22 protein-coding genes are annotated in these 24,029 nt (G+C 71.9%); 5 read left to right on the forward strand and 17 right to left on the reverse strand.

Going from position 1 to position 24,029, the window contains the following annotated elements; all coding sequences use genetic code 11:
• Positions 1-660 precede the first annotated feature (660 nt).
• From ACFY4A_RS15885 to ACFY4A_RS15935, 11 genes are all read right to left on the reverse strand, one after another.
• Positions 661-1,638 carry an alpha/beta hydrolase gene (locus tag ACFY4A_RS15885; RefSeq protein ID WP_390830013.1) on the reverse strand — a complete coding sequence of 326 codons (978 nt, stop codon included), beginning with the start codon at positions 1,636-1,638 and terminating at the stop codon, positions 661-663.
• A gap of 209 nt (positions 1,639-1,847) precedes the next feature.
• Positions 1,848-3,050, reverse strand: coding sequence for a kynureninase (gene kynU, locus ACFY4A_RS15890; protein WP_390830014.1), 1,203 nt, complete (start codon positions 3,048-3,050; stop codon positions 1,848-1,850).
• Positions 3,043-3,900: a tryptophan 2,3-dioxygenase family protein gene (locus ACFY4A_RS15895; protein ID WP_390830015.1), complete on the reverse strand. Its 858-nt coding sequence runs from the start codon at positions 3,898-3,900 to the stop codon at positions 3,043-3,045. Before ACFY4A_RS15895 ends, kynU begins: the two co-directional genes overlap by 8 nt.
• Positions 3,901-4,042: 142 nt before the next feature.
• Positions 4,043-4,456, reverse strand: coding sequence for a DUF3151 domain-containing protein (locus ACFY4A_RS15900; RefSeq protein WP_390830016.1), 414 nt, complete (start codon positions 4,454-4,456; stop codon positions 4,043-4,045).
• Positions 4,457-4,531: 75 nt separating this feature from the next.
• The gene (locus tag ACFY4A_RS15905; protein ID WP_390830017.1) at positions 4,532-6,034 is read right to left on the reverse strand and encodes an MFS transporter; all 1,503 of its coding nucleotides are present in this window, start codon (positions 6,032-6,034) and stop codon (positions 4,532-4,534) included.
• 113 nt (positions 6,035-6,147) lie between these two features.
• The gene (gene fbaA / locus ACFY4A_RS15910; RefSeq protein ID WP_390830018.1) at positions 6,148-7,179 is read right to left on the reverse strand and encodes a class II fructose-bisphosphate aldolase; all 1,032 of its coding nucleotides are present in this window, start codon (positions 7,177-7,179) and stop codon (positions 6,148-6,150) included.
• Positions 7,180-7,342: 163 nt separating this feature from the next.
• The gene (gene pyrE, locus ACFY4A_RS15915) at positions 7,343-7,891 is read right to left on the reverse strand and encodes an orotate phosphoribosyltransferase (protein WP_390830019.1); all 549 of its coding nucleotides are present in this window, start codon (positions 7,889-7,891) and stop codon (positions 7,343-7,345) included.
• A gap of 10 nt (positions 7,892-7,901) precedes the next feature.
• Entirely contained in the window at positions 7,902-8,699 is a 798-nt protein-coding gene (locus ACFY4A_RS15920) for an aldose 1-epimerase (protein WP_390830020.1), read from the reverse strand.
• 492 nt (positions 8,700-9,191) lie between these two features.
• Positions 9,192-10,139 carry an SRPBCC domain-containing protein gene (locus ACFY4A_RS15925; protein WP_390830021.1) on the reverse strand — a complete coding sequence of 316 codons (948 nt, stop codon included), beginning with the start codon at positions 10,137-10,139 and terminating at the stop codon, positions 9,192-9,194.
• A 107-nt stretch (positions 10,140-10,246) separates the two neighbouring features.
• Positions 10,247-11,887, reverse strand: a complete 1,641-nt coding sequence (locus ACFY4A_RS15930) for a polyamine aminopropyltransferase (RefSeq protein WP_390830022.1) — start codon at positions 11,885-11,887, stop codon at positions 10,247-10,249.
• Positions 11,888-11,976: 89 nt separating this feature from the next.
• Positions 11,977-12,504 carry a DUF2617 family protein gene (locus ACFY4A_RS15935; RefSeq protein WP_390830023.1) on the reverse strand — a complete coding sequence of 176 codons (528 nt, stop codon included), beginning with the start codon at positions 12,502-12,504 and terminating at the stop codon, positions 11,977-11,979.
• 868 nt (positions 12,505-13,372) lie between these two features.
• Between ACFY4A_RS15935 and ACFY4A_RS15940 the strand changes: the two genes are divergently transcribed.
• A complete protein-coding gene (locus ACFY4A_RS15940; protein ID WP_390830024.1) occupies positions 13,373-14,566 on the forward strand; it encodes a pyridoxal phosphate-dependent aminotransferase in 1,194 nt (397 codons plus the stop codon).
• A 153-nt stretch (positions 14,567-14,719) separates the two neighbouring features.
• Here ACFY4A_RS15940 and ACFY4A_RS15945 read toward each other — a convergent pair whose 3' ends face one another.
• Positions 14,720-15,250 (reverse strand): YbjN domain-containing protein, encoded by a 531-nt coding sequence (locus tag ACFY4A_RS15945; RefSeq protein WP_390830025.1) that lies wholly within the window; start codon positions 15,248-15,250, stop codon positions 14,720-14,722.
• A 139-nt stretch (positions 15,251-15,389) separates the two neighbouring features.
• On the opposite strand from ACFY4A_RS15945, the gene ACFY4A_RS15950 reads away from it, so the two are divergent.
• Positions 15,390-15,539, forward strand: coding sequence for a hypothetical protein (locus ACFY4A_RS15950; RefSeq protein WP_390830026.1), 150 nt, complete (start codon positions 15,390-15,392; stop codon positions 15,537-15,539).
• Positions 15,540-15,579: 40 nt separating this feature from the next.
• Here ACFY4A_RS15950 and clpB read toward each other — a convergent pair whose 3' ends face one another.
• The gene (gene clpB, locus ACFY4A_RS15955) at positions 15,580-18,177 is read right to left on the reverse strand and encodes an ATP-dependent chaperone ClpB (protein ID WP_390830027.1); all 2,598 of its coding nucleotides are present in this window, start codon (positions 18,175-18,177) and stop codon (positions 15,580-15,582) included.
• Positions 18,178-18,340: 163 nt separating this feature from the next.
• Between clpB and ACFY4A_RS15960 the strand changes: the two genes are divergently transcribed.
• A complete protein-coding gene (locus ACFY4A_RS15960; RefSeq protein ID WP_390830028.1) occupies positions 18,341-18,760 on the forward strand; it encodes a pyridoxamine 5'-phosphate oxidase family protein in 420 nt (139 codons plus the stop codon).
• A gap of 148 nt (positions 18,761-18,908) precedes the next feature.
• Here ACFY4A_RS15960 and ACFY4A_RS15965 read toward each other — a convergent pair whose 3' ends face one another.
• Complete coding sequence (locus ACFY4A_RS15965) at positions 18,909-19,244, reverse strand: hypothetical protein (RefSeq protein ID WP_390830029.1); 336 nt, start codon at positions 19,242-19,244, stop codon at positions 18,909-18,911.
• A gap of 1 nt (position 19,245) precedes the next feature.
• Positions 19,246-19,446: a hypothetical protein gene (locus ACFY4A_RS15970; protein WP_390830030.1), complete on the reverse strand. Its 201-nt coding sequence runs from the start codon at positions 19,444-19,446 to the stop codon at positions 19,246-19,248.
• Positions 19,447-19,549: 103 nt separating this feature from the next.
• On the opposite strand from ACFY4A_RS15970, the gene ACFY4A_RS15975 reads away from it, so the two are divergent.
• A complete protein-coding gene (locus ACFY4A_RS15975) occupies positions 19,550-20,560 on the forward strand; it encodes a helix-turn-helix transcriptional regulator (RefSeq protein WP_390830031.1) in 1,011 nt (336 codons plus the stop codon).
• 20 nt (positions 20,561-20,580) lie between these two features.
• A complete protein-coding gene (locus ACFY4A_RS15980; protein WP_390830032.1) occupies positions 20,581-21,567 on the forward strand; it encodes a helix-turn-helix transcriptional regulator in 987 nt (328 codons plus the stop codon).
• Here the strand turns inward: ACFY4A_RS15980 and ACFY4A_RS15985 are convergent.
• Positions 21,530-22,573: a LuxR C-terminal-related transcriptional regulator gene (locus ACFY4A_RS15985; RefSeq protein ID WP_390830033.1), complete on the reverse strand. Its 1,044-nt coding sequence runs from the start codon at positions 22,571-22,573 to the stop codon at positions 21,530-21,532. The genes ACFY4A_RS15980 and ACFY4A_RS15985 overlap by 38 nt on opposite strands.
• A gap of 196 nt (positions 22,574-22,769) precedes the next feature.
• Positions 22,770-23,876 (reverse strand): sugar ABC transporter substrate-binding protein, encoded by a 1,107-nt coding sequence (locus tag ACFY4A_RS15990; RefSeq protein ID WP_390830055.1) that lies wholly within the window; start codon positions 23,874-23,876, stop codon positions 22,770-22,772.
• Positions 23,877-24,029 lie beyond the last annotated feature (153 nt).

Below are 24,029 nucleotides of genomic sequence, written 5' to 3' on the forward strand. Positions count from 1 at the left end.
CACTCGGGGGCGGTCCCGAACCGGCGCTCAGGCCCGCCCCTGAACGGGCACTCAGGTCCGCCTCCAGACCGGGACTCAAGCCCACTCCCGGGCCGGCATGTGGCCCCATCCCCAGGCCAGCACTCGAACCCGCCCCCAGGTCTGCGCTCGGACCCGCCCCCAGGCCAGCACTCGAACCCGCCCCCAGGTCTGCGCTCGGACCCGCCCCCAGGCCAGCACTCGGACCCGCCCCCAGGTCTGCGCTCGGACCCGCCCCCAGGCCAGCACTCGAACCCGCCCCCAGGTCGGCACCCGGACCCATTCCCGGACCGACATTGGAGCCCGCTCCCTGACCGGTGCTCAGGCCAGCTCGCCGACTGGCGCTCGGACCCGCCCCCAGACCGGCATCCGGCCCGGTCTCCGGGCCTGCGCCCAGTCCCGCAAACCCGCCCAGGCCCCCACCCGGTCCCGCAACCCCGCCCAGGCTCGCGGCTATGCCCCGTCTCTCCCGCCCACGCCCCACGGTCATCCCCTCCGGCTCCGACCGGCCGTCGGGCCGGTCCGGAAGGGAAATTACGGATCCGGGGGCGTAGCTCGCGTCACGCCAGGGAGGTGTTCGCGACCGTAGCTCTCAAGTACTACGGGTACGACCGGGTTGCCCCGTCGGGACGGAGGCCGAAGTCACCACGCCAGCTGCGCGATCTCCTCCGCCACCACCGCGCACGCGTCGGCCGCCGGGTCGATCAGGGGGAAGTGGCCGACGTCCTCCAGGAGGGTCAGGCCCACCACCTCACCCGCCTTCGCCGCGGCCTCGGTGTAGGACTCCGCGACCACCTGCGGTACGTCCAGGTCCTCGCGCCCCTGGACGAGGGTCGTGGCGATACCGGTCGGCAGCAGCAGAGCCGGGTCGGCGTAGGCCTGCCGCTCGACGAACCCCTCTTCTCCGCCCAGCAGTTGACGGGCCGCCCCGCCGCACACGTCCAGCTTCTCGGCGACCGCGAAATCGGCGATGGGAGCGAGCGCGACCACTCCCCGCAGCTGGGCGGGGTGGTCCGTGCGCCAGGGCGCGTCCGCGGGCAGGACGTGCCGGGCCGCCGCCCACAGGGCCAGGTGGCCGCCCGACGAATGGCCGGTGAGCACCGTGCGCCGCGTGTCGGCCTGCGGGAGCGCCTCCCGGGCCAGGGCGGGCAGCGCGTCGAGCGCCGCCGCCACGTCGTCGAACGTGTCCGGCCAGCGGCCCGCGACCGGGTTCTCGCCCGGCGCCGCCGGGGTGGCGCTGCCGCGCCGGTACTCGACGCAGGCCACGGCGAAGCCCCGGCGGGCGAGGAAGTCCGCGAACGGGGTGATGTGGCGGCGGTCGTACGGGGCCCGCCAGGCGCCGCCGTGCAGCACCACCACGAGCGGGGCGAGCGGCGAGGGACCCGGGGAGCCGGCCGCGCCGCGCGGGTGGTAGAAGTCGACGACCTGGTCGGGGTGGTCGCCGTAGGCGGCGGTGCTGTCGGGTGCGACGGGCGCGTGCGAGAAGACCGACTCCTCCTCCGCGGCGGCGCGCGCGGCCGCGTCACGGCCGCCGGTGTTCCCCGGTTCCGCGGCGGTGGGGGTTCCCTCCGCACGCTCGGACTCGAGCGCTCGGGGGAGGGGGGCGTCGGCTTCCGGCATGCTCCAACCTCTCAGCGGTGAAACGGTTTTGGCGGTCCGGGAAAGAAATCAACCGACCGTTGGCCGGGACGGTATCAGGCCGGTGACGTGCGCCGACATGGGGATGTCACGCTGGGTGAGGCCAAACGGTTCTGCCGCACGATCCGGGACCGTGCGGCAGAAAGCCTCCGTTCCGGTACGCCCGCGGGAGCCGGCCGTACGGCGGTGCGTCAGCCGGCCAGCACCTCCGCCAGCACCCGCGCCGCCCGCTCCACGTCCGCGAACCCGACGTAGAGCGGGGTGAAGCCGAAGCGCAGGACGTCGGGGTGCCTGAAGTCGCCGACCACCCCGCGTGCGATCAGCCGCTTCATCACGTCCCCGGCGTCCGGGCAGCGCAGGGCCACCTGGCTGCCCCGCTCCTCGTGGGCCGCCGGGGTCAGGGACTCCACGCGCCCGGCGGGGACGTACGCGGCGACGCACTCCAGGAAGAAGTCCGTCAGGGCAAGGGACTTGGCGCGTACGGCCTCGATCGCCACCCCGTCCCAGACGTCCAGCGCCGCCTCCAGGGCGAGCAGGGAGAGGATGTCGGGGGTGCCGACCCGGCCGCGGAGCACGCCCGCCGCCGGTTCGTACTCGGGCCGCATGCCGAAGGGCTCGGCGTGCGAGTTCCAGCCGGGCAGCGGGGAGTCGAAGCGCTCCTGCACATCGTGGCGGACGTACAGGAACGCCGGTGAACCCGGGCCGCCGTTCAGGTACTTGTAGGTGCACCCGACCGCCAGGCGGACACCGTGGTCGTCCAGCCCCACCGGCAGGGCGCCCGCGCTGTGGCACAGGTCCCAGACGGCGTAGGCGCCCGCCGCGTGCACCGCGGCGGTCAGGGACGGCAGGTCGTACAGCCGGCCGGTGCGGTAGTCGACGTGGTTCAGCAGGACCGCGGCGGTGCGCGGGGTCAGCGCCCCGGGCACCTCGGCCGGCGTCACCGGGCGCAGCGTGCAGCCCGTCGTCCGGGCCGCCGACCCCGCGATGTACCCGTCCGTGGGGAACGTCGTCGCGTCGACCAGGATCTCGTCCCGGTCACCGCCGCCACTCACCTCCCGGGCCATCCGGACCGCCGCCACCAGCGCCTTGAACACGTTGACGCTGGTCGAGTCGCCCACCACGATCTGGCCGGGCGCCGCCCCGACCAGCGGGGCGATCCGGTCGCCGACCCGCTCGGGCGCGGTCCACCAGCCGCTCTCCGTCCAGGAACGGATGCGCAGCCCGCCCCACTGGCGGCGTACGACGTCGGTGATCCGGTCCGGGACGTTCGCCGGGAGGGCGCCCAGCGAGTTGCCGTCCAGGTACACGCCCTCGTCGAGGACGAACCGGTCGCGCAGTCCGGCGAGTTCGTCGGCGGCGTCCAGCTTCTCCGCTCTGATGGTCGGTTCAGACATGGGACCTCGCCGTCCACAGCTCGGGGAAGACGTTCTTCCGGGCCCGCTTCTCCAGCCAGGCCACCCCGGCGGAGCCGCCCGTGCCGGGCTTGGCGCCCATCGCGCGACGGGTGGCCACGAGGTGGTCGTTGCGCCAGCGCCAGACCAGTTCGGCGACATCGGTCAACGCCTCGCCGAGCCGGGCGAGTTCGTCGTCCTGATCACCGGAGTAGAGCGCCGCCCAGATGGCCTCGACCTCCTCGCTGGGCTCGTGGCGCAGCGACACGTCGCGGTGCAGCACGGCGTCCGGGATCGCGTGCCCGCGGCGGGCGAGCAGCCGCAGCACCTCGTCGTACAGGCTCGGCTCGTGCAGCGCCTTCTCCAGTTCCGCGTGGGCGCGCGGGGCGCCGCGGTGCGGGACGAGCATCGAGGCGGACTTGTCGCCGAGCAGGAACTCCATGCGGCGGTACATCGCCGACTGGAAGCCGGAGCCCTCACCGAGGGCGCCGCGGTAGCTGTTGAACTGGGCCGGTGTGAGTGCGGCGAGCGGCTTCCAGGAGGCGTTCAGCGCCTGAAGCTCCCGTACGGACCTCTTCAGCGCGGCGATCGCCGTCGGCACGTCGTCCGAGCGCAGGGCGCGGGCCGCGGTCTCCCACTCGTGGACGATGACGGTGAACCACAGCTCCATCACCTGGGTGGTGACCAGGAAGACCATCTCCCCGGGGTCGTCGGAGAGGGGGTGCTGGAGGTGGGTGAGCACGTCCGCCCTGACGTAGTCCTCGTACGGCGTCGTGCCTGCGAAGTCGAGATGCGGGGTCTCGGGCTCAGGGGCCTCAGCGGGCTGAGAGGTCGGGTGAGCCGGTTGGGACATCGCTGTCTCCTGTTGTACTCCGGGTAGCGGTCCGCCCCTGCCGATGCCGGCACGGGGGCCCCGGTCCCCACCGGCATCCTGCGCATCACGTGGACAGATCGCAAGGCCCGCCCGGTCGGGCGGGCCTCGCGCTCGTACGGGGTCAGCCCAGGGTCTGCGCGGCCTTCTCCGAGGAGTCCTTCAGGAACTGCGTGCAGCGCTCGTACTCCTCCTGCTCGCCGATCGCCTGGGCGGCGCGCGCGAGGGCGTGCAGGGCGCGCAGGAAGCCGCGGTTGGGCTCGTGCTCCCAGGGGACCGGACCGTGGCCCTTCCAGCCGCTGCGGCGCAGGGCGTCCAGACCGCGGTGGTAGCCCGTCCGTGCGTACGCGTACGACTCCACGGCCGCCCCCCGCTCGAATGCGTCGTCGGCCAGTTGCGCCCAGGCCAGCGACGACGCCGGGTACCGCGCCGCCACCTCGGCCGGCGGGGTCCCCTTCGCGAGGAGCTCACGCGGCTCCGGGTCGTCGGGAAGGTGGGTGGGCGGCGGACCGCCCAGGAGGTTCTCGTGAATGGTCATGGGGTCCAGTCTGCTGCATGGCCCGTGATCGGTGACGGCTGCTCCCGGCCGCCGCGGAACGGCCCCTTCCACGGCTCACGAAGCCGGACCGGTGCCGGAAGCCGCACCCCCGCGGCCCGTCTCCAGCGGCGGTGCCGTCACACTGCCGTGGGTGCGGCACTCGGGCCGGCGGCAGCCCGGAGCCGGACGGCGGACGGTCGCGAAGGCGAGGACCGCCCCCGCCACCAGCACCGCCGCGCAGATCGGCATGGCCCGGCGGAACGCGGCGTCGAAGGCGTCCGCCGAGCGGTACGCCTCCGGGCCCATCCCGGCCAGCAGCGGCAGCGCGGCCACCGCGATCAGGCCGGCCGCGCGGGCGGCCGCGTTGTTGATGCCGCTGGCCAGCCCCGCGCGGGAGGTGTCCACCGAGGCCAGCACGGTGGCGGTGAGCGGGGCGACCAGGGTGACCATGCCCGCGCCCATGACCAGCAGGGCCGGCAGCACGTCCGTGAGGTAGTCAGCCCCCTTGCCGACCCGCAGCATCAGCAGCAGCGCCACCGCGCACAGCAGCGGCCCGACGGTGAGCGGCAGACGCGGCCCGATGCGGTCGGCGAGGGCGCCCGAGCGGGCCGAGAACAGCAGCATGAGGACGGTCGTCGGTAGCAGGGCGGTGCCCGCCTCCAGCGGTGAGTAGCCGGCCACCACCTGGAGTTGCAGGGCGGTGAGGAAGAAGAAGCCGCCGAAGGCCGCGTACACACACAGGGTGACCAGGTTGACGGCGGTGAACTGGCGGGAGGCGAAGATGTCCGGCGGCATCATCGGATCGCCGCGGTGCTTCTCCACGTACACGAAGGCGACGGCGGCGAGCACGCCCGCGGCGGCGGTCAGGGCGACGGCCAGGGTGCCGTTGCGGGCCTCGATCAGGGCATACGTCACCAGGGCCAGGGACAGGGCGCCGAGGGCCGCGCCCAGGACGTCGAAACGGCCGTGGGCGGTGCCCCCACTGGACTCGGGGACGTGGCGCACGGCGATGGGTGCGCAGATCAGGGCCAGTGGGACGTTGAGCAGGAAGACCCAGCGCCAGCCGGGCCCGGCCACCAGCCAGCCACCGAGGAACGGGCCGACGGCCGCGCCGATGCCGCCGAAGCCGGACCACAGGCCCACGGCCCTGCCCCGGTCGTCCGGGTGGAAGGAGGCCTGGATGAGGGCGAGCGAGCCGGGGGTGAGGAGGGCGCCCCCGATCCCTTGCAGGGCGCGGGCGGCGACGAGGATGCCCACGTTCGGGGCGAGGCCGCACAGCAGGGAGGCGGTGGCGAACCAGACGACGCCGAGCACGAAGATCCTGCGGCGGCCGTAGTGGTCGCCGAGTGAGCCGCCGAGGAGGATCAGGTCGGCCAGGGTGACCATGTAGGCGTTGACCGTCCACTGCAGCGCGGCGAGGTTCGCGTCCAGGTCGCGGCCGATGCGGGGCAGGGCGACGTTGACGACGGTCGAGTCCAGCATGGCCATGCTGGAGCCGAGCACGGTGGTGAGCAGGATCCAGCGGCCGGTGCGGCTGGAGATCCTCACGGCGGGGGCGTGCTGTGCGGTGACAGCCATGGGGGGATCATCCCGCGCCGGCCGGCTCGGGACCAGGCGGGCGGGCCGACGGACCGACGGACGGACGTCGGGCCCGGTGCCGTGGCACCGGGCCCGTCGCAGGCGACCGGAAGTTACTTGATCTTCGTGCCGGTCGAGCGGAGGTTGCCGCAGGCCTCCAGCACACGCTTGGCCATGGACGCCTCGGCCGGCTTGCCCCAGGTGCGCGGGTCGTAGGTCTTCTTGGAGCCGACCTCGCCGTCGACCTTGAGGACGCCGTCGTAGTTCTTGAACATGTGGTCGGCCACGGGACGCGTGAAGGCGTACTGGGTGTCGGTGTCGATGTTCATCTTCACCACGCCGTTCTCCAGCGCCGTGCGGATCTCCTCCTCCGTGGAGCCGGAGCCGCCGTGGAAGACGAAGTCGAACGGCTGGCTGCCGGCCGGGCGGCCGAACTTCGCCGCGACACCCTCGTTCAGCTCCTTCAGCAGGTCGGGGCGGAGCACGACGTTGCCCGGCTTGTACACGCCGTGCACGTTGCCGAAGGAGGCGGCCAGCAGGTAGCGGCCCTTGTCGCCCAGGCCCAGGGCCTCGGCGGTGCGGATCGCGTCCTCGACCGTGGTGTACAGCTTGTCGTTGATCTCGTGGGAGACGCCGTCCTCCTCGCCGCCGGTCGGGGTGATCTCGACCTCGAGGATGATCCTGGCGGCGGAGGTGCGGACGAGCAGCTCCTGGGCGATCGCCAGGTTGTCGGCGAGGGTCTCCGCGGAGCCGTCCCACATGTGGGACTGGAACAGCGGGTCGCGGCCGCTCTTGACGCGCTCCTCGGAGATCGCGAGCAGCGGACGCACGTACCCGTCGAGCTTGTCCTTCGGGCAGTGGTCGGTGTGCAGCGCGATGTTGACGGGGTACTTCTCGGCGACGATGTGCGCGTACTCGGCCAGGGCGACGGCGCCGGTGACCATGTCCTTGCTGTACTGGCCGCCCAGGAACTCCGCACCACCCGTGGAGATCTGGACGATGCCGTCGCTCTCCGCCTCCGCGAAGCCGCGCAGGGCCGCGTGCAGGGTCTGGGAGGAGGTGACGTTGATGGCCGGGTAGGCGAACTTGCCTGCCTTCGCCCGGTCGAGCATCTCGTTGTAGACCTCGGGGGTTGCGATGGGCATCTGTCCGCTCCTTGTATGTGCGGGGTGCGTTCTGCGTACTTACGGCCCTGACCTAGGGAGTGACGTCATCGTCGGCCCCATCTTCGCAGACGTTGCCGGATGTGTCGGACACCCCGCCCGGCCGGTGGACGACCGGGTCGCGCGACACGGACTCGGGCCCGTCTCAGTCCAGTCCCAGGTCGTCCTTCGAGTACGCGAAGACATACGGCACCCCGGCGCCCTCGCTGATCTTCTCGGCCGCGCCGGTGGCCCGGTCGACGATCGTGGCCACGGCGACCACCTCGGCGCCCGCCTCGCGCACCGCCTCTACGGCGGTGAGCGGGGAGCCGCCCGTGGTGGAGGTGTCCTCCACCACCAGGACGCGGCGGGCCTTGATCTCCGGGCCCTCCACGCGCCGTTGCAGACCGTGGGCCTTGGCGGCCTTGCGGACCACGAAGGCGTCCAGTCTGCGCCCGCGCGCGGCCGCGGCGTGCAGCATCGAGGCCGCGACGGGATCGGCGCCCATCGTCAGGCCGCCCACGGCGTCGAATTCGAAGTCGGCGGTCAGGTCCAGGAGCACCTGACCGACCAGCGGGGCCGCCTCGCCGTCGAGGGTGACGCGGCGCAGGTCGACGTAGTAGTCGGCCTCCAGGCCGGACGACAGCGTCACCCTGCCGTGCACCACGGCCTTGTCCTTGATCTGCTGCAGCAGCTCGCCGCGAACGTCGCTCATGACAGCCAGCTTAAGCGCGATGCCAGGTCCAGGTCGTCGAGGCCTCCAGCGGTTCCAGCGGGGTGACCAGGCGCGGGCGGGTGTTCAGGCCGTTGGGCGGGCCGGTCTGCGGCTCCACGCACACGGCGGCCTGCTGCTCGTCGTAGACGACGACCCACTCCTCACGGCTGGTCACCCTCAGCTCCAGCTGCCCGGGCCAGGTGAGCGTGACGTCGACGCCGCCGGGCATGCCGAAGCAGTCGTCCCAGGGGCCGGGCTTGGGCTCGACGCGGTGGCCGGTGGGCAGGTGGTCGTCGCCGCGCTCCTCCTGCCAGGCGGGCCGGAAGTCGACGCGGACGTCCTGGGCGCCGGCTCCCCCGAGGCTGCGGTTGAACCACGGGTGCCAGCCGATCTGCGCCGGAAAGGACGACTCGTACGTCTCCACGGACATCGTCAGCGTCAGGGCGTCCTCGGTCAGGGTGACGGCCTGGGTGACGCGGCCGGTGTAGGGCCAAGGGTCGACGAGGTCGTACGTGATCACCGCCTCGCCCGCCGAGGTGCGGGCGGTGCGCCAGGCGCCGTCGCGGGCGGTGCCGTGGATGGCGTGCGGTGGGGAGTTGAGCGGCATCTGGTGGACGGTGGCGCCGTCCCGGAAGCGGCCCTCGCGGATGCGGCCGCACCAGGGGACCATCGGGAAGCAGCCGAAACGCTCTCCCTGGCGGAGCAGTTCGAGGCCGCCGACGCGCAGACTTCCGACGCGCCCGCCGTTCCCCGGCCGCACGACCGCTTCCGCGTCGCCCGCGGTCAGCGTGATGTCTTCGTTACTCACCCCACGAGGCTACTTGGCCGATCAAGAAGGCGTTCTGCGCCGCGGTCGAGCGGGTGGGTCGAGCGGGTGGGAGGCGCGGCCGGGGCGGCGCTCGCCGGAGGGCGGGCCCGGCGGAGACGGTGAGCGGCGCAAGGACGGGGACGCGGCCGAGGGTGCGGAGCCGGGGGCAGCACTCAGCGACGGCGCCTGAGGGCCCGGCCCACGACGATCACCGACGCCACGACCAACGCCGCCGCAGGCCCGCCCAGCGGAGAGCGGGCCCGGGCGAGACGGTCAACGGCACGGAGACCGGGGAGCGAAACGGCCGAGGGTACGGTACCCGGGGGCAACACTCAGCGACGGCGCCTGAGGGCCCGGCCCACGACGATCACCGACGCCACGACCAACGCCGCCGCAGGCGCCGCCCAGCGGAAAGCGGGCCCGGGCGAGACGGTCAACGGCACGGAGACCGGGGAGCGAAACGGCCGAGGGTGCGGTACCCGGGGGCAGCACTCAGCGACGGCGCCTGAGGGCCCGGCCCACGACGATCACCGACGCCACGACCAACGCCGCCGCAGGCGCCGCCCAGCGGAGAGCGGGCCCGGCGGAGACGGTCAGCGGGGCGGGGACGGGGGCGTAACGGCCGCGGGGCGGGGCGTGGTCCACCTCCTCGGCGCTGCGCCCGATCATCGTCCGCCGCGCGTGCGCCGCCTCGGCGGGCGGCTCGGCGGTCTCGGCGAAGTCCTCGGAGACGGGGGGCTCGTCGTCCTCGTCCTCCTCGTCGGCCAGCGGGTCGAGGGAGGAGGGCGGCACCTCGGCGTCGAAGACGGAACCGCGCCTGCCCGGCCCGGCCGGGTGCGCCTCCCCTTCGTCCCCGAGCGGCGGCGCCGGGGCATCGTCCGCGTCCGGAGCGGCCTCGAAGTCACCACTCGCCAACGGAGCGAAGTCCTCGGTCGCCTCCTCGGCCAGCCCCACGGCCCCATCGGCCTCGGGCGCCTCGGGCGCCTCGGTCCCGGCGGCCTGCGGCTCGGCGGCGGTCGTCGGTTCGGTGGAGAGGTTTTCCGCGAAGCGGTTCAGGACGCGGGTTGTGGCGGTGTGTACGGCGTCCGGGGGCAGCTCGGTGACGCGGCCATCGGCGGTGGCGGTGCCGTCGAAGGTGAGGGTGGAGCCGTCGTCGGTGTCGCGGAGGCGGAGCGTGAGCGTGATTTTCACCGAGCCGGTGCCACGGGACTCGGTCGCGTCGCCCTCCACGGCGTAGGAGCCGTCGTCGAGGGCACGGACACGCAGGCTGCCGCGGTAGGTGATGGAGTGGCCGCCGATCCGCATCTTGAGCCGGCCGGTGACGGGCTCGCCGCCCGCGTCCTGCTGGAGCCCGGGAACCGCCCGGGCAACCCTCGCCGGATCGGCGAGCGCCCTCCGCAGCCGCCGAGCCGGAACCGGAACGAACACCTCGTGCTCCATGTCAGCCGAGGGTACCCAGTGCCGCCCCCGATTACCCTCCCCTCGACCACAACCCGTCCCCCGCGCACCGTCCCCCTCACACCGCACACGCCGGCGGCAGACCCGGTTCAGTCCGTGTACCGGGGGTGGACCAGCGTCGAAGGCGCGAGGCCGGGGACGCGGGTGCCGGCCGCGTCGCGGGCGGCCGCCGTGAGCGACTCCGGCGTGAGCGTGCGGGGAGCGGGGGCCCGCGGGTCCAGGCGGAGGGCGGGCGGCATACGGGCCGCAAGGACGAAGCCCCAGTCACGGGGGGCGCGCAAGGCGCGGGCCGTACGGTCGGGCCCGGCGGCGAAGCCGGCGTCGCGGCCGTCCACGCGGTACGGCAGGGTGCGCAGCCCGGCGGCCCGGACCGTGGCCTCCACCGTCCAGAAAAGCCGCGGCCGGGACGAGACCGGCCCGGCGTGCACCACCAGCCGCCCGCCGGGCGCCAGGGCCCGCCGGGCCAGGCCGTAGAACTCCTGCGCGTACAGCTTCGTGCTCGCCGTGATGCCCGGATCGGGCAGGTCCTCGATCACCACGTCGTACGCCGCCGGCGGCGCCCCGCGCAGCCAGTCGAAGGCGTCGGCGGTGCTCACGTGCACGCGCCGGTCGTCGAAGACGTGCTCGTCCAGCCCGGCCAGTACCGGGTCGCCGCGCGCCAGCCGGACGAGGGCCGGGTCGCGCTCGACGACGTCCACCCGCTCGACGGCGGGGTGCCGCAGCACCTCGCGGGCGGCGAGCCCGTCGCCGCCGCCGAGGATCAGCACCCGCGCGTGCGGCCCGGTCATCGCGGGGTGGACCAGCGCCTCGTGATACCGGCGCTCGTCGCGCCCGCTGACCCGCAGGCGCCCGTCGAGGAACAGGCGCAGCGGACGGCCCCGGGTGCCGCCGGTGAGGACCACCTCCTGCTCGCCGGTCCGCAGCGCCACCCGGACGTCCCCGCCGTACATCGCCTGCCGCGCGGCCCGTTCGAAGTCGCCGACCAGGGCGGTGAGCGAGGCGAGCAGGCCGAGCACGGCGAGGTTGGCCACGATCAGCAGCCAGCGGCCGCGCGGGGTCAGGTCCCGCGGGAACAGACCGAGTACGAGGACGCCGCCCGCCACGGCGTTGACGGCGCCGGTCACCAGCGCCCCGGTCAACTGCCCCAGCAGCGGCAGCAGAAGGAACGGGAAGGCGAGTCCGCCGACGAGCGCGCCCACGTAGTCCGCCGCGAACAGGTCGGCGACCGCGCCGCCCGCGTCCTGGCGGCGGATCCGCTGGATCAGCTCCATCAGCAGCGGCACCTCCGCCCCGATCAGCAGGCCGATGGCCAGGGAGAAGGCGACCAGCAGGCAGCGCGGGCCGCTCGCCCACACGCCGCCCCAGCCGCCGGTCCAGGCGAACACCGCGTACAGCGCCATGGCGCTGCACCCGCCCACCAGCGCGAGCGTCGCCTCGATCACCCCGAAGGCGACGGCGGCGTGCCGGCGCAGCCGCTTCGCGGCGAGCGAGCCGATGCCCATCGCGAACACCATGACGGACAGCACGATGGACGCCTGGGTGACCGAGTCGCCGATCAGGTACGAGGCCAGCGCCACGAGTTCGAGCTCGTACACGAGTCCGCAGGCCGCGCAGACGAAGACACCCGCGAGGACGAGAAACCGGCCGGTTCCCGGCCGGACGGGCAGTCGCGCGGGGCCGCTGAAGGGCGGCGCCGTGCCGGGCGGGGCCGGGGCGTGCGGTTCGATCACACCTGTGACGTTACGTCACAGGTGCAGGACGCTTCGTCACCCACACGTGTGGAAACAGAAGTTGTCACCCATCGCATGTTTAGCCGCGCTCAACTCGCTCCTGCCAACGCGGAACGGCGTACCCCCACCCTGGTCCGGGTCGCCACCAACTGGCCGTCCTGCGGGTAGGCGTGCCAGGTCCGCCAGTGCACCTGGCCGTCGTGCCACTGCGCCAGCATCGCGGTGAACGCGTTCGGGCTGCCGGGGAAGACACCCGCCAGACCGTGCGGATGCTCGGAGACGAGGGCCAGCAACTCCTGGGCGCGGCCGGTGAACGAGCCCGGCGAGAGGAACTCGACACGGGCGGCGAACTCGTACTCCCAGTCGTCGGCCCGTTTGGCGACGCCGAGCGGCAGCGGTGTGCTGGAGCCCGGGATGCACGCCACGGTCTCCGAACAGCTTCCCCGCTCCTCCTCGAGGAGCACCTGGTGGGACGCGCCGAGGAGTCTCAACTGGATTTTTGCCCCGGTCAGTTCGAGATCCAGGGTGGCCAGTGCGGGCAGCGGCTCGCGTCCCAGGGCCCAGGCGAGGTCGGCCGCACGCGTGTCGGTGTAGGAGGTGTTCAGGGTCGTGAGCATGGATCGGCTCCGCTAGCACGCAAAGAAAAAGAAGGGGAGGAACGGGCCGGCACGCCCCGGTGGACACGGGGACGACGGCCCGGTCAGCCCAGCCCGGGAGGGGGGTGTGCGGGACGTCCGAGGGGCTGCGTCGGTAGAGGCAATCATGAACAGCGGTTCCACCACAGGGTTTTTACCCAACTTCGTGCGGTTTCCATCCCTCGGAGGGCCCCACAGCTCAACTGTTCAACCATGGCATGTGCCAGGGCGTGCTCGTCGGGGCCGGCGCACCCGCCGGAGACTGGCTCCCGACGGGCGCCGGCCCGGATGCGGTTCCCCCTGCGGAGCTCGGCTGCCCCGTGTCAGCTGCCTCCCCCGCATCCACCTCCGCACGACGACCCTCCGCCGCAGGAGGAGTGCCCCCCGCAGGAGTGACCCCCACACGAGTGGTGCCCACCGGAATGTCCCCCTCCCGAGTGACTCCCTCCCGAGTGATGGCCGCCGCCGGACGAGCAACCACCGCCGCCGTCCGAAGAGGCCCACCAGCCGGCGCCGCCGCTCGTGCTCCCCCCGCCGACCGACCCCGCGCGCCGGCCGCGGTACGACTTGGCGAACCGGTCGCGGCGGGCCTTACGGCGCCCGGCCGCCACGGCGGCCACGCACAGCACCGCGATCACCGCCAGGACAATGCCCAGAACCATGGCGTCCCCCTCCCTCCGCCCCCGGGGCCCGCCGACCGCGCCCGAGGCGGTTCCCCGGACGCCCGCCGGCGTTCCCGGGGCGTTCCGCCGAAGCGGCCCCCCGTGGGCGCCTCGCAGCGTGCCCGGGAGATGCCCGGCCGCCGGACCGGCCAAAGCACACTTGAGGAAGTCCAGAGCTTGGACGGAGGATGGCCGGCATGACCTCCAGCGCACGCCCGCTCCTCAACCGCCGGCTCGCCGAGTTCGGGACGACGATCTTCGCCGAGATGTCCGCGCTCGCCGTACGGACCGGGTCGATCAACCTGGGGCAGGGCTTCCCCGACACCGACGGCCCCGAGGAGATCCGGGAGGCGGCCGTGCGCGCGTTGCGCGACGGGCGGGGCAACCAGTATCCGCCGGGCCCGGGCATCCCCGAACTGCGCACGGCGGTCGCGGCGCACCAGCTGCGGCGGTACGGGCTCTCCTACGACCCGGACACGGAGGTGCTGGTCACCGCGGGCGCCACCGAGGCGATCGCGGCCGCGCTGCTCGCGCTGCTGGAGCCCGGCGACGAGGTGATCGCCCTGGAGCCGTACTACGACTCCTACGCCGCCTGCATCGCGATGGCGGGCGGGAAGCGGGTGCCGGTGACGCTCCGGCCGGACCACGAGGAGGGTGCCGGGTTCCGGCTCGACCTGGACGAGCTGCGCGACGCGGTGACCCCGCGCACCCGGCTGCTGCTCCTGAACACCCCGCACAACCCGACCGGCACCGTCCTCACCCGCCCCGAACTGGCCGAGATCGCACAGCTCGCCGTCGAACACGACCTGCTCGTGGTGACGGACGAGGTGTACGAGCACCTGGTGTACGACGACGCCGAGCACATCCCGCTCGCCACGTTCCCCGGCATGCGCGAGCGCACGGTCAGCATCTCGTCGGCGGGCAAGACATTTTCGTACACGGGGTGGAAGGTCGGCTGGGTCACCGCCGCCGCTCCCCTGGTCACGGCGGTCCGCTCGGCCAAGCAGTTCCTGACCTATGTGAGCGCCGGGCCGTTCCAGTACGCGGTCGCCGAGGCGCTCGCCCTCCCCGACAGCCACTTCACCGGCTTCCGCGAGGACCTGCGCGCCAAGCGCGACCTGCTCGCCACCGGCCTGGCCGAGGCGGGTTTCGAGGTCTTCCGCCCCCGGGGCACGTACTTCATCACCACCGACATCGCCCCGCTCGGCGAGAAGGACGGCATCGCCTTCTGCCGCGCCCTGCCCGAACGCTGCGGCGTGGTCGCCATCCCCAACGCGGTCTTCTACGACGACCGGGAGGCCGGCCGCACCCAGGTCCGCTTCGCCTTCTGCAAGCGGACGGAGGTCCTGCGCGAGGCCGTGTCCCGCCTGCGGAGCCTGTGAGCCGGGGTGCGCGCGGGCCCTGGTCCGCACGGCGAAGAGCCCGGCCCGGTACGCGGCCAGTCGTGGCCTGCGTCCCGGGCCGGGCTCTCGTCCGGCTACGGCACGTATCCGCGTGCGCTCACACGGACACCGCTGGGCGTGACCGCCGCGGGACTACTCCTCGTCGTCCTCGGGCTTGTCCGCCTCGTTGATCTCCTGCTCGAGGCCGAGCTGCTCGACGAGCCACCGGTCGAACTCGATGGCGGCCCGCACCCAGCTGACCGTCGAGGAGACGAAGTGCTCCAGGCTCACGCCCATGCCGATCAGCATCTGCGCCTCGCCGATGAGGCGGACGGTGCCGTCGTCGTGGGTGTGGCTGTACACCTTGGGCCACAGGGTGCGCCGGTTCCAGTCGTCGATGGACTCCAGCAGCTGCGGCTTCTCGTCGATCTTGTGGGGCCGGTCGTAGAACGTCCGCACCGAGAAGACCTGCTGGTCGGCCTCGCCGCGGAACATGAAGTACGTACGGAACTGCTCCCACGGCGCCGCGAGGTCGCCCTCGTCGTCGACGACGTACTTGAGCTCCATCTGGTCCAGGAGCTGCTTCACGAGGTCCTGATCCGGGACGACGGGGCCCGCCGGTCCCTGGGGCTGCGGCTCGGGCTGGCCCCCGAAGTTCGGAATCGAGGACGGGTCGATGCTCACCGTGTTTTTCCCTTCGTACGGATCTCGCCATCCTCCCTCATGCGGGGAGGGGGGTGGCAAGCCCTCCGGGAGCCTGTCAGCCCTGGGCTGACAGGCTCCGGCCGTCAGGTGGACGTCCGGCAAACGGAGGTGGGAGGTCATGACGCGGACACGGGGCGGGACGAAGGGACTGCCCTTCCTCGCCGCCATCGCGGGCATCGTGCTGTCCGCCTCCGAGTACCCACTGAGCGGCGGACCCACGGGGATCCCCACGCCGGCCCCGACGTGGTTCCCGGTGTTCACGGTGTGACGCGGTCCGCCACCCACCGTGGGGGCGGACCGCGCCGGGGCTACAGCGTCTTGCCGGTCGCCGGGCCCACCAGCAGCCCCTCGCCGAAGCGGTCGACGCGGACCGTGTCCCCGTCCTTGATCTCGCCGGCCAGGATCTCCTTGGCGAGGCGGTCGCCGATGGCGGTCTGCACCAGGCGGCGCAGCGGGCGGGCGCCGTAGGCCGGATCCATGCCCTCCTCGGCGAGCCAGGCCAGGGCGTCGGGGGTGACGTCCAGGGTCAGGCGGCGCTCCGACAGGCGGCGGGCGAGCCGGCCGATCTGGAGCCCGGCGATCCGGCTCAGCTCCTCCTTCGACAGAGCCGAGAAGACCACCAGGTCGTCCAGGCGGTTGAGGAACTCCGGCTTGAAGGAGACACGGACCGTCTCGAGGACCTGCTCCTTCTTCTCCTCCTCGCTCATCAGCGGGTCGACCAGGTACTGGCTGCCCAGGTTCGAGGTCAGCACCAGGATGGTGTTGCGGAAGTCGACCGTGCGGCCCTGACCGTCCGTGAGGCGGCCGTCGTCCAGCACCTGCAACAGGATGTCGAAGACCTCCGGGTGGGCCTTCTCCACCTCGTCGAGCAGCACCACGCTGTACGGACGGCGACGGACCGCCTCGGTGAGCTGGCCGCCCTCCTCGTAGCCGATGTAACCGGGCGGGGCGCCGACCAGCCGGGCCACGCTGTGCTTCTCGCCGTACTCCGACATGTCGATGCGGACCATGGCCCGCTCGTCGTCGAAGAGGAAGTCGGCGAGCGCCTTGGCGAGTTCGGTCTTGCCCACACCGGTCGGGCCGAGGAAGAGGAACGAGCCCGTCGGCCGGTCCGGGTCCGCGATGCCGGCCCGGCTGCGGCGTACGGCGTCGGAGACGGCCCGCACCGCCTCGGCCTGGCCGATGAGCCGCCTGCCGATCTCCTCCTCCATGCGCAGCAGCTTCTGCGTCTCGCCCTCCAGCAGGCGGCCGGCCGGGATCCCGGTCCAGGAGGCCACCACGTCGGCGATGTCGTCGGGGCCGACCTCCTCCTTGACCATGGTGTCCTTGGCGGCCTCCTCCTCGGCCTGCGAGGCGGCCTCCAACTCCTTCTCCAGGTCCGGGATCTCGCCGTACAGCAGCTTGGATGCGGTGTCGAAGTCGCCGTCGCGCTGGGCGCGTTCGGCCTGGCCCCGCAGGTCGTCCAGCCGCTCCTTCAGCTCACCGACCCGGTTGAGGGCCTGCTTCTCCTTCTCCCAGCGGGCGGTCAGGCCGCGCAGCTCCTCCTCCTTGTCGGCGAGGTCACGGCGCAGCTTCTCCAGCCGCTCGCGCGAGGCCGCGTCGGTCTCCTTGTCGAGCGCCAGCTCCTCCATGCGCAACCGGTCGACGCCGCGCTGGAGTTCGTCGATCTCCACCGGGGAGGAGTCGATCTCCATGCGCAGCCGGGAGGCGGCCTCGTCGACGAGGTCGATCGCCTTGTCCGGCAGGAAGCGGGAGGTGATGTAACGGTCGGAGAGGGTCGCGGCGGCCACCAGCGCGGAGTCGTTGATCTGCACCTTGTGGTGGGCCTCGTAGCGACCCTTGAGCCCGCGCAGGATCGCGATGGAGTCCTCCACGCTGGGCTCGGCGACCAGCACCTGCTGGAAGCGCCGCTCCAGCGCCGGGTCCTTCTCGATCCGCTCCCGGTACTCGTCGAGCGTCGTGGCGCCGACCATGCGCAGCTCGCCGCGGGCCAGCATCGGCTTGAGCATGTTGCCGGCGTCCATCGCGGAGTCGCCGCCGGCGCCCGTGCCGACGACGGTGTGCAGCTCGTCGATGAAGGTGATGATCCGGCCGTCGGAGTCCTTGATCTCCGCCAGTACGGTCTTGAGCCGCTCCTCGAACTCGCCGCGGTACTTCGCGCCCGCGACCATCGCCCCGAGGTCCAGCGCCACCAGCCGCTTGTCCTTCAGGGACTCGGGCACGTCGCCCTTGACGATCCGCTGGGCGAGCCCCTCGACGACGGCCGTCTTGCCGACGCCGGGCTCACCGATGAGGACCGGGTTGTTCTTGGTGCGGCGCGACAGCACCTGCACGACGCGGCGGATCTCCTGGTCCCGGCCGATCACCGGGTCCAGGCGGCCCTCGCGCGCCGCCGCGGTGAAGTCCGTGCCGAACTTCTCCAGGGCCTTGTACTGGCCCTCGGGGTCGGGTGTGGTCACCCGGCGTCCTCCCCTCGCCTTCGAGAAGGCGTCCTGAAGCTTCCTGGCGCTCGCGCCCTGCCCGGACAGCACCTCACCGGCCGCGCCGCCCTTCGCGGCGATGCCGATGAGCAGGTGCTCGGTGGACAGGTACTCGTCCCCGAGGTCCCCCGCCCTGTTCTGCGCGTCCGCGATCACGGCGAGCAGCTCACGGTTGGGCTGCGGCGGCGCGACCGTGGACCCGGTCACGCTGGGCAGGGAGGCGAGCACGCGCTCGGCGCCGGAGCGGACGGAGGCCTGGTCGGCGTCGACGGCCGACAGCAGGTCGATGATGTTCTCGTTGTCCTGCCCCTCGAGCAGCGCGAGGAGCAGGTGGGCGGGAGTGAGGTCGGGGTGCCCCTCCCGTACGGCCCGGTTGCCGGCCGCGTTGATCGCGTCACGGCTCCTGTTGGTCAGCTCGGCGTCCACGGTCGCTTCTCTCCTCCTTGACGAGCGCTCTCTGCCACATCTCCCAGTACTGACTCAGTCAGCGTACACAAACTTGAGTCTATTCCACTCAAGGTTGTCCGGGGAGTCTTCACGCGGAAGGGGTGCGCGGCTCCGGGGTGCCGGGCGGGTTAGGTTGCGGAGCATGGCCACCACCACGTATGCCCTCGACCCGGGCGCCCCCGACGCGCCGTATCTCGGCTTCTGGCGGGAGCGCCACCTGTGCACCCTGACCACCCTCCGCCCCAACGGCACCCCGCACGTCGTTCCCGTCGGGGTGACGTACGACCCGGAGGCTCGGCTGGCCCGGGTGATCACCAACAAGTCCAGCGCGAAGGTGGCGCACGTGATGGCGGCCGGCCCGCAGGGCGCGCCGGCCGCGGTGTGCCAGGTGGACGGGCGCCGGTGGGCGACGCTGGAGGGCCGCGCGTTCGTCCGCACGGAGCCGGAGCGGATCGCGGAGGCGGAGCGACGGTACGCCGAGCGCTACGAGCGGGCCCCGGGACCCAACCCGTCCCGCGTGGTGATCGAGATCGAGCTGACCCGGGCGCTGGGGCGCGGCTGAGCGGCGGCGACCTTTTTCGGCCAGTGATCGAATCCGCGGAAACCCGGAGATTTCGGGGAAAACTACAGCGGCGTCACCGTGTTCAGGTCACGGTGACGCCGCTGCGGGGGGAAGCACCTGAGCGATCTGTTACGACGGGGGAATCGCGTCAGGCACTGCGGGGGGTGGCGGTGATGGTCCTGAGGACCGAGGGTTCCGCTGCCACCCGACGGTGGTCCCTCTGATCCAGGTTCACGAAGATCATTCCGTAACGGACGGCACACCGTACGGGCTGCGGCGCCCCCCGAGGCCGCCGCAGACACCGGTACGCCCGCACGTCTCCGTCCTCGTCCCGCGTGACGACGACCGGCTCACCGAAGACGGCCACCATCAGCGAGTCGCCGCTGTGCGGGATCGCGGTGACCAGGTCGATGAAGTGCCAACCGGAGCGGTAGGCGGTGGCCATCTCGCGGCGGAAGGAACGGTCGTCGGGTGGTGTGGTCACGTCAGCCCCATGAGGTGTCGTTCGGAACGAGGACCTCGCCGGCGCCGTCACCCTCAGCCGAGGTGGTGGTGGAAAGGGCGCTCGACCGGGCAACTTCCGCTCGAACGTCGCCCTTCGCGCCGGAGAGGCCACTCAGCGCCCCGAAGGCGACGACGGAGGAGAAGGCGGCGACAAGGACCGAGCGAAGCATTCTCTTAGACATGGTTGGCTTCGTCCTCACTTGATAGTCCCCTATCCCCCGTCGAGTAAGACGATGGCTCATTCGGGCACATCATGGCCACCCGATCGGTGCATCATGTTCCTGCATGTTCAGGACCCTGGGGGGTGGAGATTTAGTGAAGAATCCGACCAAAGAGACACATCCCCATGGTCTGACGCATCTGTGCGGGGAGGGCAGCCGTCTCTACGAGAACGCGCTGCGCACAGGACGCGTCGCCCGTACGGATGTCGAGGTTGCTCCTTGCCTGATGGAGCTCGCACTCCTCCACCCCGACCCTGACGATGCCGACTGGCTGCTGCCCGTACCTCCGTCGGTCGCTCTGGCTCAGCGTCTCAACCGCATTGAGCGGGAAATCTCCGAGCGCAGGAGGCAGTCGATCGAACTGACCGAGGCCTTCGAGCCGTTCATGGCTCTCAGTGCTCAGGTAACGGCGTCCGCACACTCCATCACCGTGCTGGAGGGGTTCGACCGCATCAACGCCGCGCTCGACCTGGCCACCGCCCAGTGCCAGAAGGAGGTCCTCACCGTCCAGCCGAGCGCCCGCCCTGCGGAGAGCCGGCTCATCGAAGGACTGGAACGCGACAGGCCGCTCATCGAACGCGGGGTCCGGATCCGGACCCTCTATCAGCACACCGCCCGTTACAGCCCGGAGCGGCTCGCCTATGTGAACCAGCTCGCAGACGGAAAGGCGGAGTACCGCACCATCGACGAACTCGTCGAACGCCTCATCATCTGCGACGAGACCGTGGCTTTCATCGCCGTCCGCGACGACCGGCAGGTCGCTCTGGAGCTCAGGCACCCTGGGCTCGTCCGCTATCTGGCCAGGGTCTTCGAGTTCATGTGGGACCGGGCGGTCCCGCTGAGCGGCGGCGCACCCTACGAAACCGCCCCCGACGGCATTACGGAGATCCAGCACTCCATCGCCAAACTCCTCGTCGAGGGCCACGTCGACGAAGCCATCGCGCGCCGGCTCGGTATGAACGTCCGCACCTGCCGGGCCCACATAGCCAAACTGGCCTCCGCCCTGGGCAGCGGGAGCCGGGCCCAACTCGGCTACCTCATCGCACAGTCCGGCATCCTGAAGCAGGAGCCCTGAAGACCGATGGAAGGAACCCGGTGAGCCCGGCACCGCATCCGGAACACGGTCCGGAGGACCTCTGCTCGACGGGAACATCGCTGTACGAACAAGCTCTGCGCCAAGGCCGGATACAGGCGCAGGACGTCCAAAACGCCCCCTGCCTGGTCGACTTCGGCCTGTTGCACCCGGCCGTCGACGACCTGGGCCGACTGGAACCGGTCGCCCCGGTCGTGGCCCTGCGCCGACTGCTGCGCGCCACCGAGGAACGCATCGCCGAGGAACGACGGCGAGCGGAGCGGCTGGCCGAGACGTTCGAACCACTGCTGCGCACGACCGGCCCCCACCCGGCAGCGGACACCCCCGGGCTGCGAGTTCTCAGCGGTATCCGGCGGATCAACCTGGCCATCACCGAAAGCATGGCCGACGCCTCCAGGGAACTGCTCTGCATCCAGCCCAACCGCCGCTACGGCAATGAGCGCGAGCAGACGGCGTATGCCGTGGCCATGGCCCGCGACCAGGCACTACTCGACCGCGGCGGCCGTATCCGCACCATCTACCAACAGACGCAGCGTCACACGCCCCTGGTCCTCGCCCGCTACGAGCAACTCCGGGGCGATGCCGAGGCCCGCTCTCTCGACGAGGTCACCAGCCGCCTCATCCTCGTCGACCGCAGGACCGCCTTCATCCCCGCCAACAGTGACGGCAGCCTTGCTCTGGAAGTACGCCACCCGGCGCTGATCTCGTACTTCGTGACCGTCTTCGACCGCTTCTGGCGGCTGGCCAGCCCCATGTACCCCCTGGCCGTCCACCCGCCCTCCGTCGACGGCGTCACCCCCCGCCAGCGCGCCATAGCCGCCCTCCTCGTCGAGGGCCACACCGACACCGTCATCGCCGACCGCCTCGGCATGAACGTACGCACCGCCCGCGAGCACATCGCCAAGCTCGCCGCGACCCTCGGCAGCGGCAGCCGGGCCCAGTTGGGCTACCTCATCGGACAGTCGGGAATTCTTGACCCGGAACCGTGAACGGCCCCACGCGGGCGGGGCGCGGCGGCCCGTCCAGCCCCGCCTGGGCGATCCGCACGCCCAACTGCGTACGGCTGGCCGCGCCCAGCGTCTCCGACAGCCGGGCGATGTGGGCCCGGCAGGTGCGGACGCTGATGCCCAGCCGCTCGGCGATCACCGCGTCCTGGTGGCCCTCCGCCAGCAGCGCCGCGATGGACTGCTCGCGGTGGGAGATGCCCTCGATGCCCGTGTCGGGCAGCGGCGCGGTCAGCGGGATCGCCAGCCGCCAGAGCCGTTCGAAGACCGTCCCCAGGTACTCCACCAGCGCCGGATGGCGCAGCTCCAGCGCCATCGTGCAGTCGGCGTTGGCGGGCACGAAGGCGACCGTGCGGTCGAAGAGGATCAGCCGGTCGATCACCTCGTCCAGCGTGCGCGCCTCGACCGCGTCGCCCATCAGGTCCAGGTAGTTGAGCAGCCCCTGGCCGTGCCGGGCCACATGCGTGTACAGGTCGCGCATCCGCACGCCGCGCCCGCGCAGCGCCAGCGCCCGGTGCAGCCCCTCCGACAGCTCGTGCTCGCGGCGGATGCCGCCCGGCTGGACGGTCAGCACCTCGGTGGTGCACGCCTCGGTCGCCTCGTCCATGGCCGCCTGGATGCGGGACAGTCCGTCCAGGACCCGGATGGCCGTGCCCTCCACGGCCGCGGAGGCCACCCGGACCTGGCGGCCGAACCCGGCGTACCGCTCGGCGGCGGCCAGCACCGAGCCCACCCGCCGGTGGCTCTCACTGACCTCGTCGTACATCCCGCGCAGCAGCCGGGTCATGACCTCCTGCGGCGCGGTCGGCACCAGGAAGTCCATGTCGTCGGGGTCCGGGTGCAGCAGGGCGAGTTCAAGCAGGCAGGGCACCGGCTCGGCGAGCCGGCGCGGCACCCGGCCCCGTCGTACGGCCCGGGAATACACGTGCTCCCCGGCCTCGCACAGTCGGTCGGCACCGTGTGGATGCTCCTCCGTCCCGTGCCCGGTCATGCCCCATCACACCCCCGGCTTCCGCGTCTTCCGCAGCGCAACTATGCGCGGAGCGGACCGGCTGTGCAACACGGCTCCTACCGGCGAGACCCCCGGAAACCAGCGGTTTCGACCGGTGTGTACCGGCCTCCACCTGGCGGGTCGCAGCGAGGCGGCATCGGCCGTCCAACCCGAACGACCCATGCGCGCACGACAGTTACTTCAGGCCGATCGCCTCGCAGGCCTCCCGGTACTTCGCGGTGCAGATGTCGGACTTCTTGTAGATGCCGTCCGCGATGACCGTGTCCTTGATGTTGTTCCGGGTCAGTGCGACCACGGAGACCAACTGGGCCGGAATGTTCTTGTGGGTGGGGCTGCTGACCCGGTCCCGGGTCAGGGAGTCGAACTGGATGTCCTTGCCCTGGACCTTGGCGACCGCCATCTGGGCGGCGGTCTCGGCCTCGGTCGGGTAGGACTTGTACACGCTCATGTACTGCTCGCCGGTGACGATCCGCTGCACGGCGTCGAGTTCGGCGTCCTGGCCGGTGATGACCGGCAGGTCGGTGATGCCCGCCGCCTTGAAGGCCTTGATCACGCCGCTCGCCATGCCGTCGTTGGCGGAGTACACGGCGGCGATGTTGTCCGTGCCGAGCGAGGCGAGCGCCTGGGCCATGTTCGCCTCGGCGTTCTCGGGCTTCCAGTCCTTGGTGTCGTAGGACTTGGCGATGGTGACCTTCCCGCTGAGCTGGGAGATCGCGCCCTCCTTGAACTGCTTGGCGTTCGGGTCGGTGGGCGAGCCGTTGATCATGACGATCTTGTCGGAGGTGTCGACGTCGGAACCCAGCGCCTCGAGCAGGGAGCGGCCCTGCACCTCGCCCACCAGCCCGTTGTCGAAGGAGATGTACGCGTCGATCGGGCCCTCGGAGAGCCGGTCGTAGGCGATGACCGGGATGCCCGCTTCCTTGGCCTTCCGCACCATGTCGGCGATGGCGTGCGAGTCGACGGCGTCGAGCAGGATGACGTCGACCTTGTTGTCGATCATTCGCTGCATCTGGCCGGCCTGCCGGCCCGCGTCCGCGTCCGCGTTGGCGTACTCGACCTTGCCCTGGTTCCTGGTCAGGGCGGCGACCTTCTCCTTGATGATGGGGTGGTCGAACTTCTCGTACCGGGTGTTGGCCGTCTCCGGCAGCAGCAGACCCACCGTCAGGTCGTCGCCCTTGGTCGGGCTCGCGTCCGTGCTGCTGCCCGACCCGCCGAGCGCCCCGCAGGCGGCGAGCGCGAAGGTCAGCGTGGGCGCGGCCACGGCTATGGCGATACGACGCATCGAGGTGCTCACTTCTGGTGCCTTCCGGACGAGGGCGCAGCATTGCGACCCAGGTACCTGAAAAGCCAACGCGGAGGCCGCCACCGGCGTCAAGCGGAACCACTTAACGAGATGGCAACACAACGCTCCGCTGCGACCGTGAAGACCTTGCGG

The organism is Streptomyces sp. NPDC001292 (assembly GCF_042896465.1).
In the GTDB taxonomy this organism is placed as follows: domain Bacteria; phylum Actinomycetota; class Actinomycetes; order Streptomycetales; family Streptomycetaceae; genus Streptomyces.

Bases quoted from the DNA above. Each gene is read 5' to 3' on its own strand.
- ACFY4A_RS15885 (WP_390830013.1), bottom strand. From the start codon at position 1,638: ATGCCGGAAGCCGACGCCCCCCTCCCCCGAGCGCTCGAGTCCGAGCGT.
- kynU (WP_390830014.1), bottom strand. From the start codon at position 3,050: ATGTCTGAACCGACCATCAGAGCGGAGAAGCTGGACGCCGCCGACGAA.
- ACFY4A_RS15895 (WP_390830015.1), bottom strand. From the start codon at position 3,900: ATGTCCCAACCGGCTCACCCGACCTCTCAGCCCGCTGAGGCCCCTGAG.
- ACFY4A_RS15900 (WP_390830016.1), bottom strand. From the start codon at position 4,456: ATGACCATTCACGAGAACCTCCTGGGCGGTCCGCCGCCCACCCACCTT.
- ACFY4A_RS15905 (WP_390830017.1), bottom strand. From the start codon at position 6,034: ATGGCTGTCACCGCACAGCACGCCCCCGCCGTGAGGATCTCCAGCCGC.
- fbaA (WP_390830018.1), bottom strand. From the start codon at position 7,179: ATGCCCATCGCAACCCCCGAGGTCTACAACGAGATGCTCGACCGGGCG.
- pyrE (WP_390830019.1), bottom strand. From the start codon at position 7,891: ATGAGCGACGTTCGCGGCGAGCTGCTGCAGCAGATCAAGGACAAGGCC.
- ACFY4A_RS15925 (WP_390830021.1), bottom strand. From the start codon at position 10,139: ATGGAGCACGAGGTGTTCGTTCCGGTTCCGGCTCGGCGGCTGCGGAGG.
- ACFY4A_RS15935 (WP_390830023.1), bottom strand. From the start codon at position 12,504: ATGCTCACGACCCTGAACACCTCCTACACCGACACGCGTGCGGCCGAC.
- ACFY4A_RS15940 (WP_390830024.1), top strand. From the start codon at position 13,373: ATGGCCGGCATGACCTCCAGCGCACGCCCGCTCCTCAACCGCCGGCTC.
- ACFY4A_RS15950 (WP_390830026.1), top strand. From the start codon at position 15,390: ATGACGCGGACACGGGGCGGGACGAAGGGACTGCCCTTCCTCGCCGCC.
- ACFY4A_RS15960 (WP_390830028.1), top strand. From the start codon at position 18,341: ATGGCCACCACCACGTATGCCCTCGACCCGGGCGCCCCCGACGCGCCG.
- ACFY4A_RS15970 (WP_390830030.1), bottom strand. From the start codon at position 19,446: ATGTCTAAGAGAATGCTTCGCTCGGTCCTTGTCGCCGCCTTCTCCTCC.
- ACFY4A_RS15975 (WP_390830031.1), top strand. From the start codon at position 19,550: ATGTTCAGGACCCTGGGGGGTGGAGATTTAGTGAAGAATCCGACCAAA.
- ACFY4A_RS15985 (WP_390830033.1), bottom strand. From the start codon at position 22,573: ATGACCGGGCACGGGACGGAGGAGCATCCACACGGTGCCGACCGACTG.
- ACFY4A_RS15990 (WP_390830055.1), bottom strand. From the start codon at position 23,876: ATGCGTCGTATCGCCATAGCCGTGGCCGCGCCCACGCTGACCTTCGCG.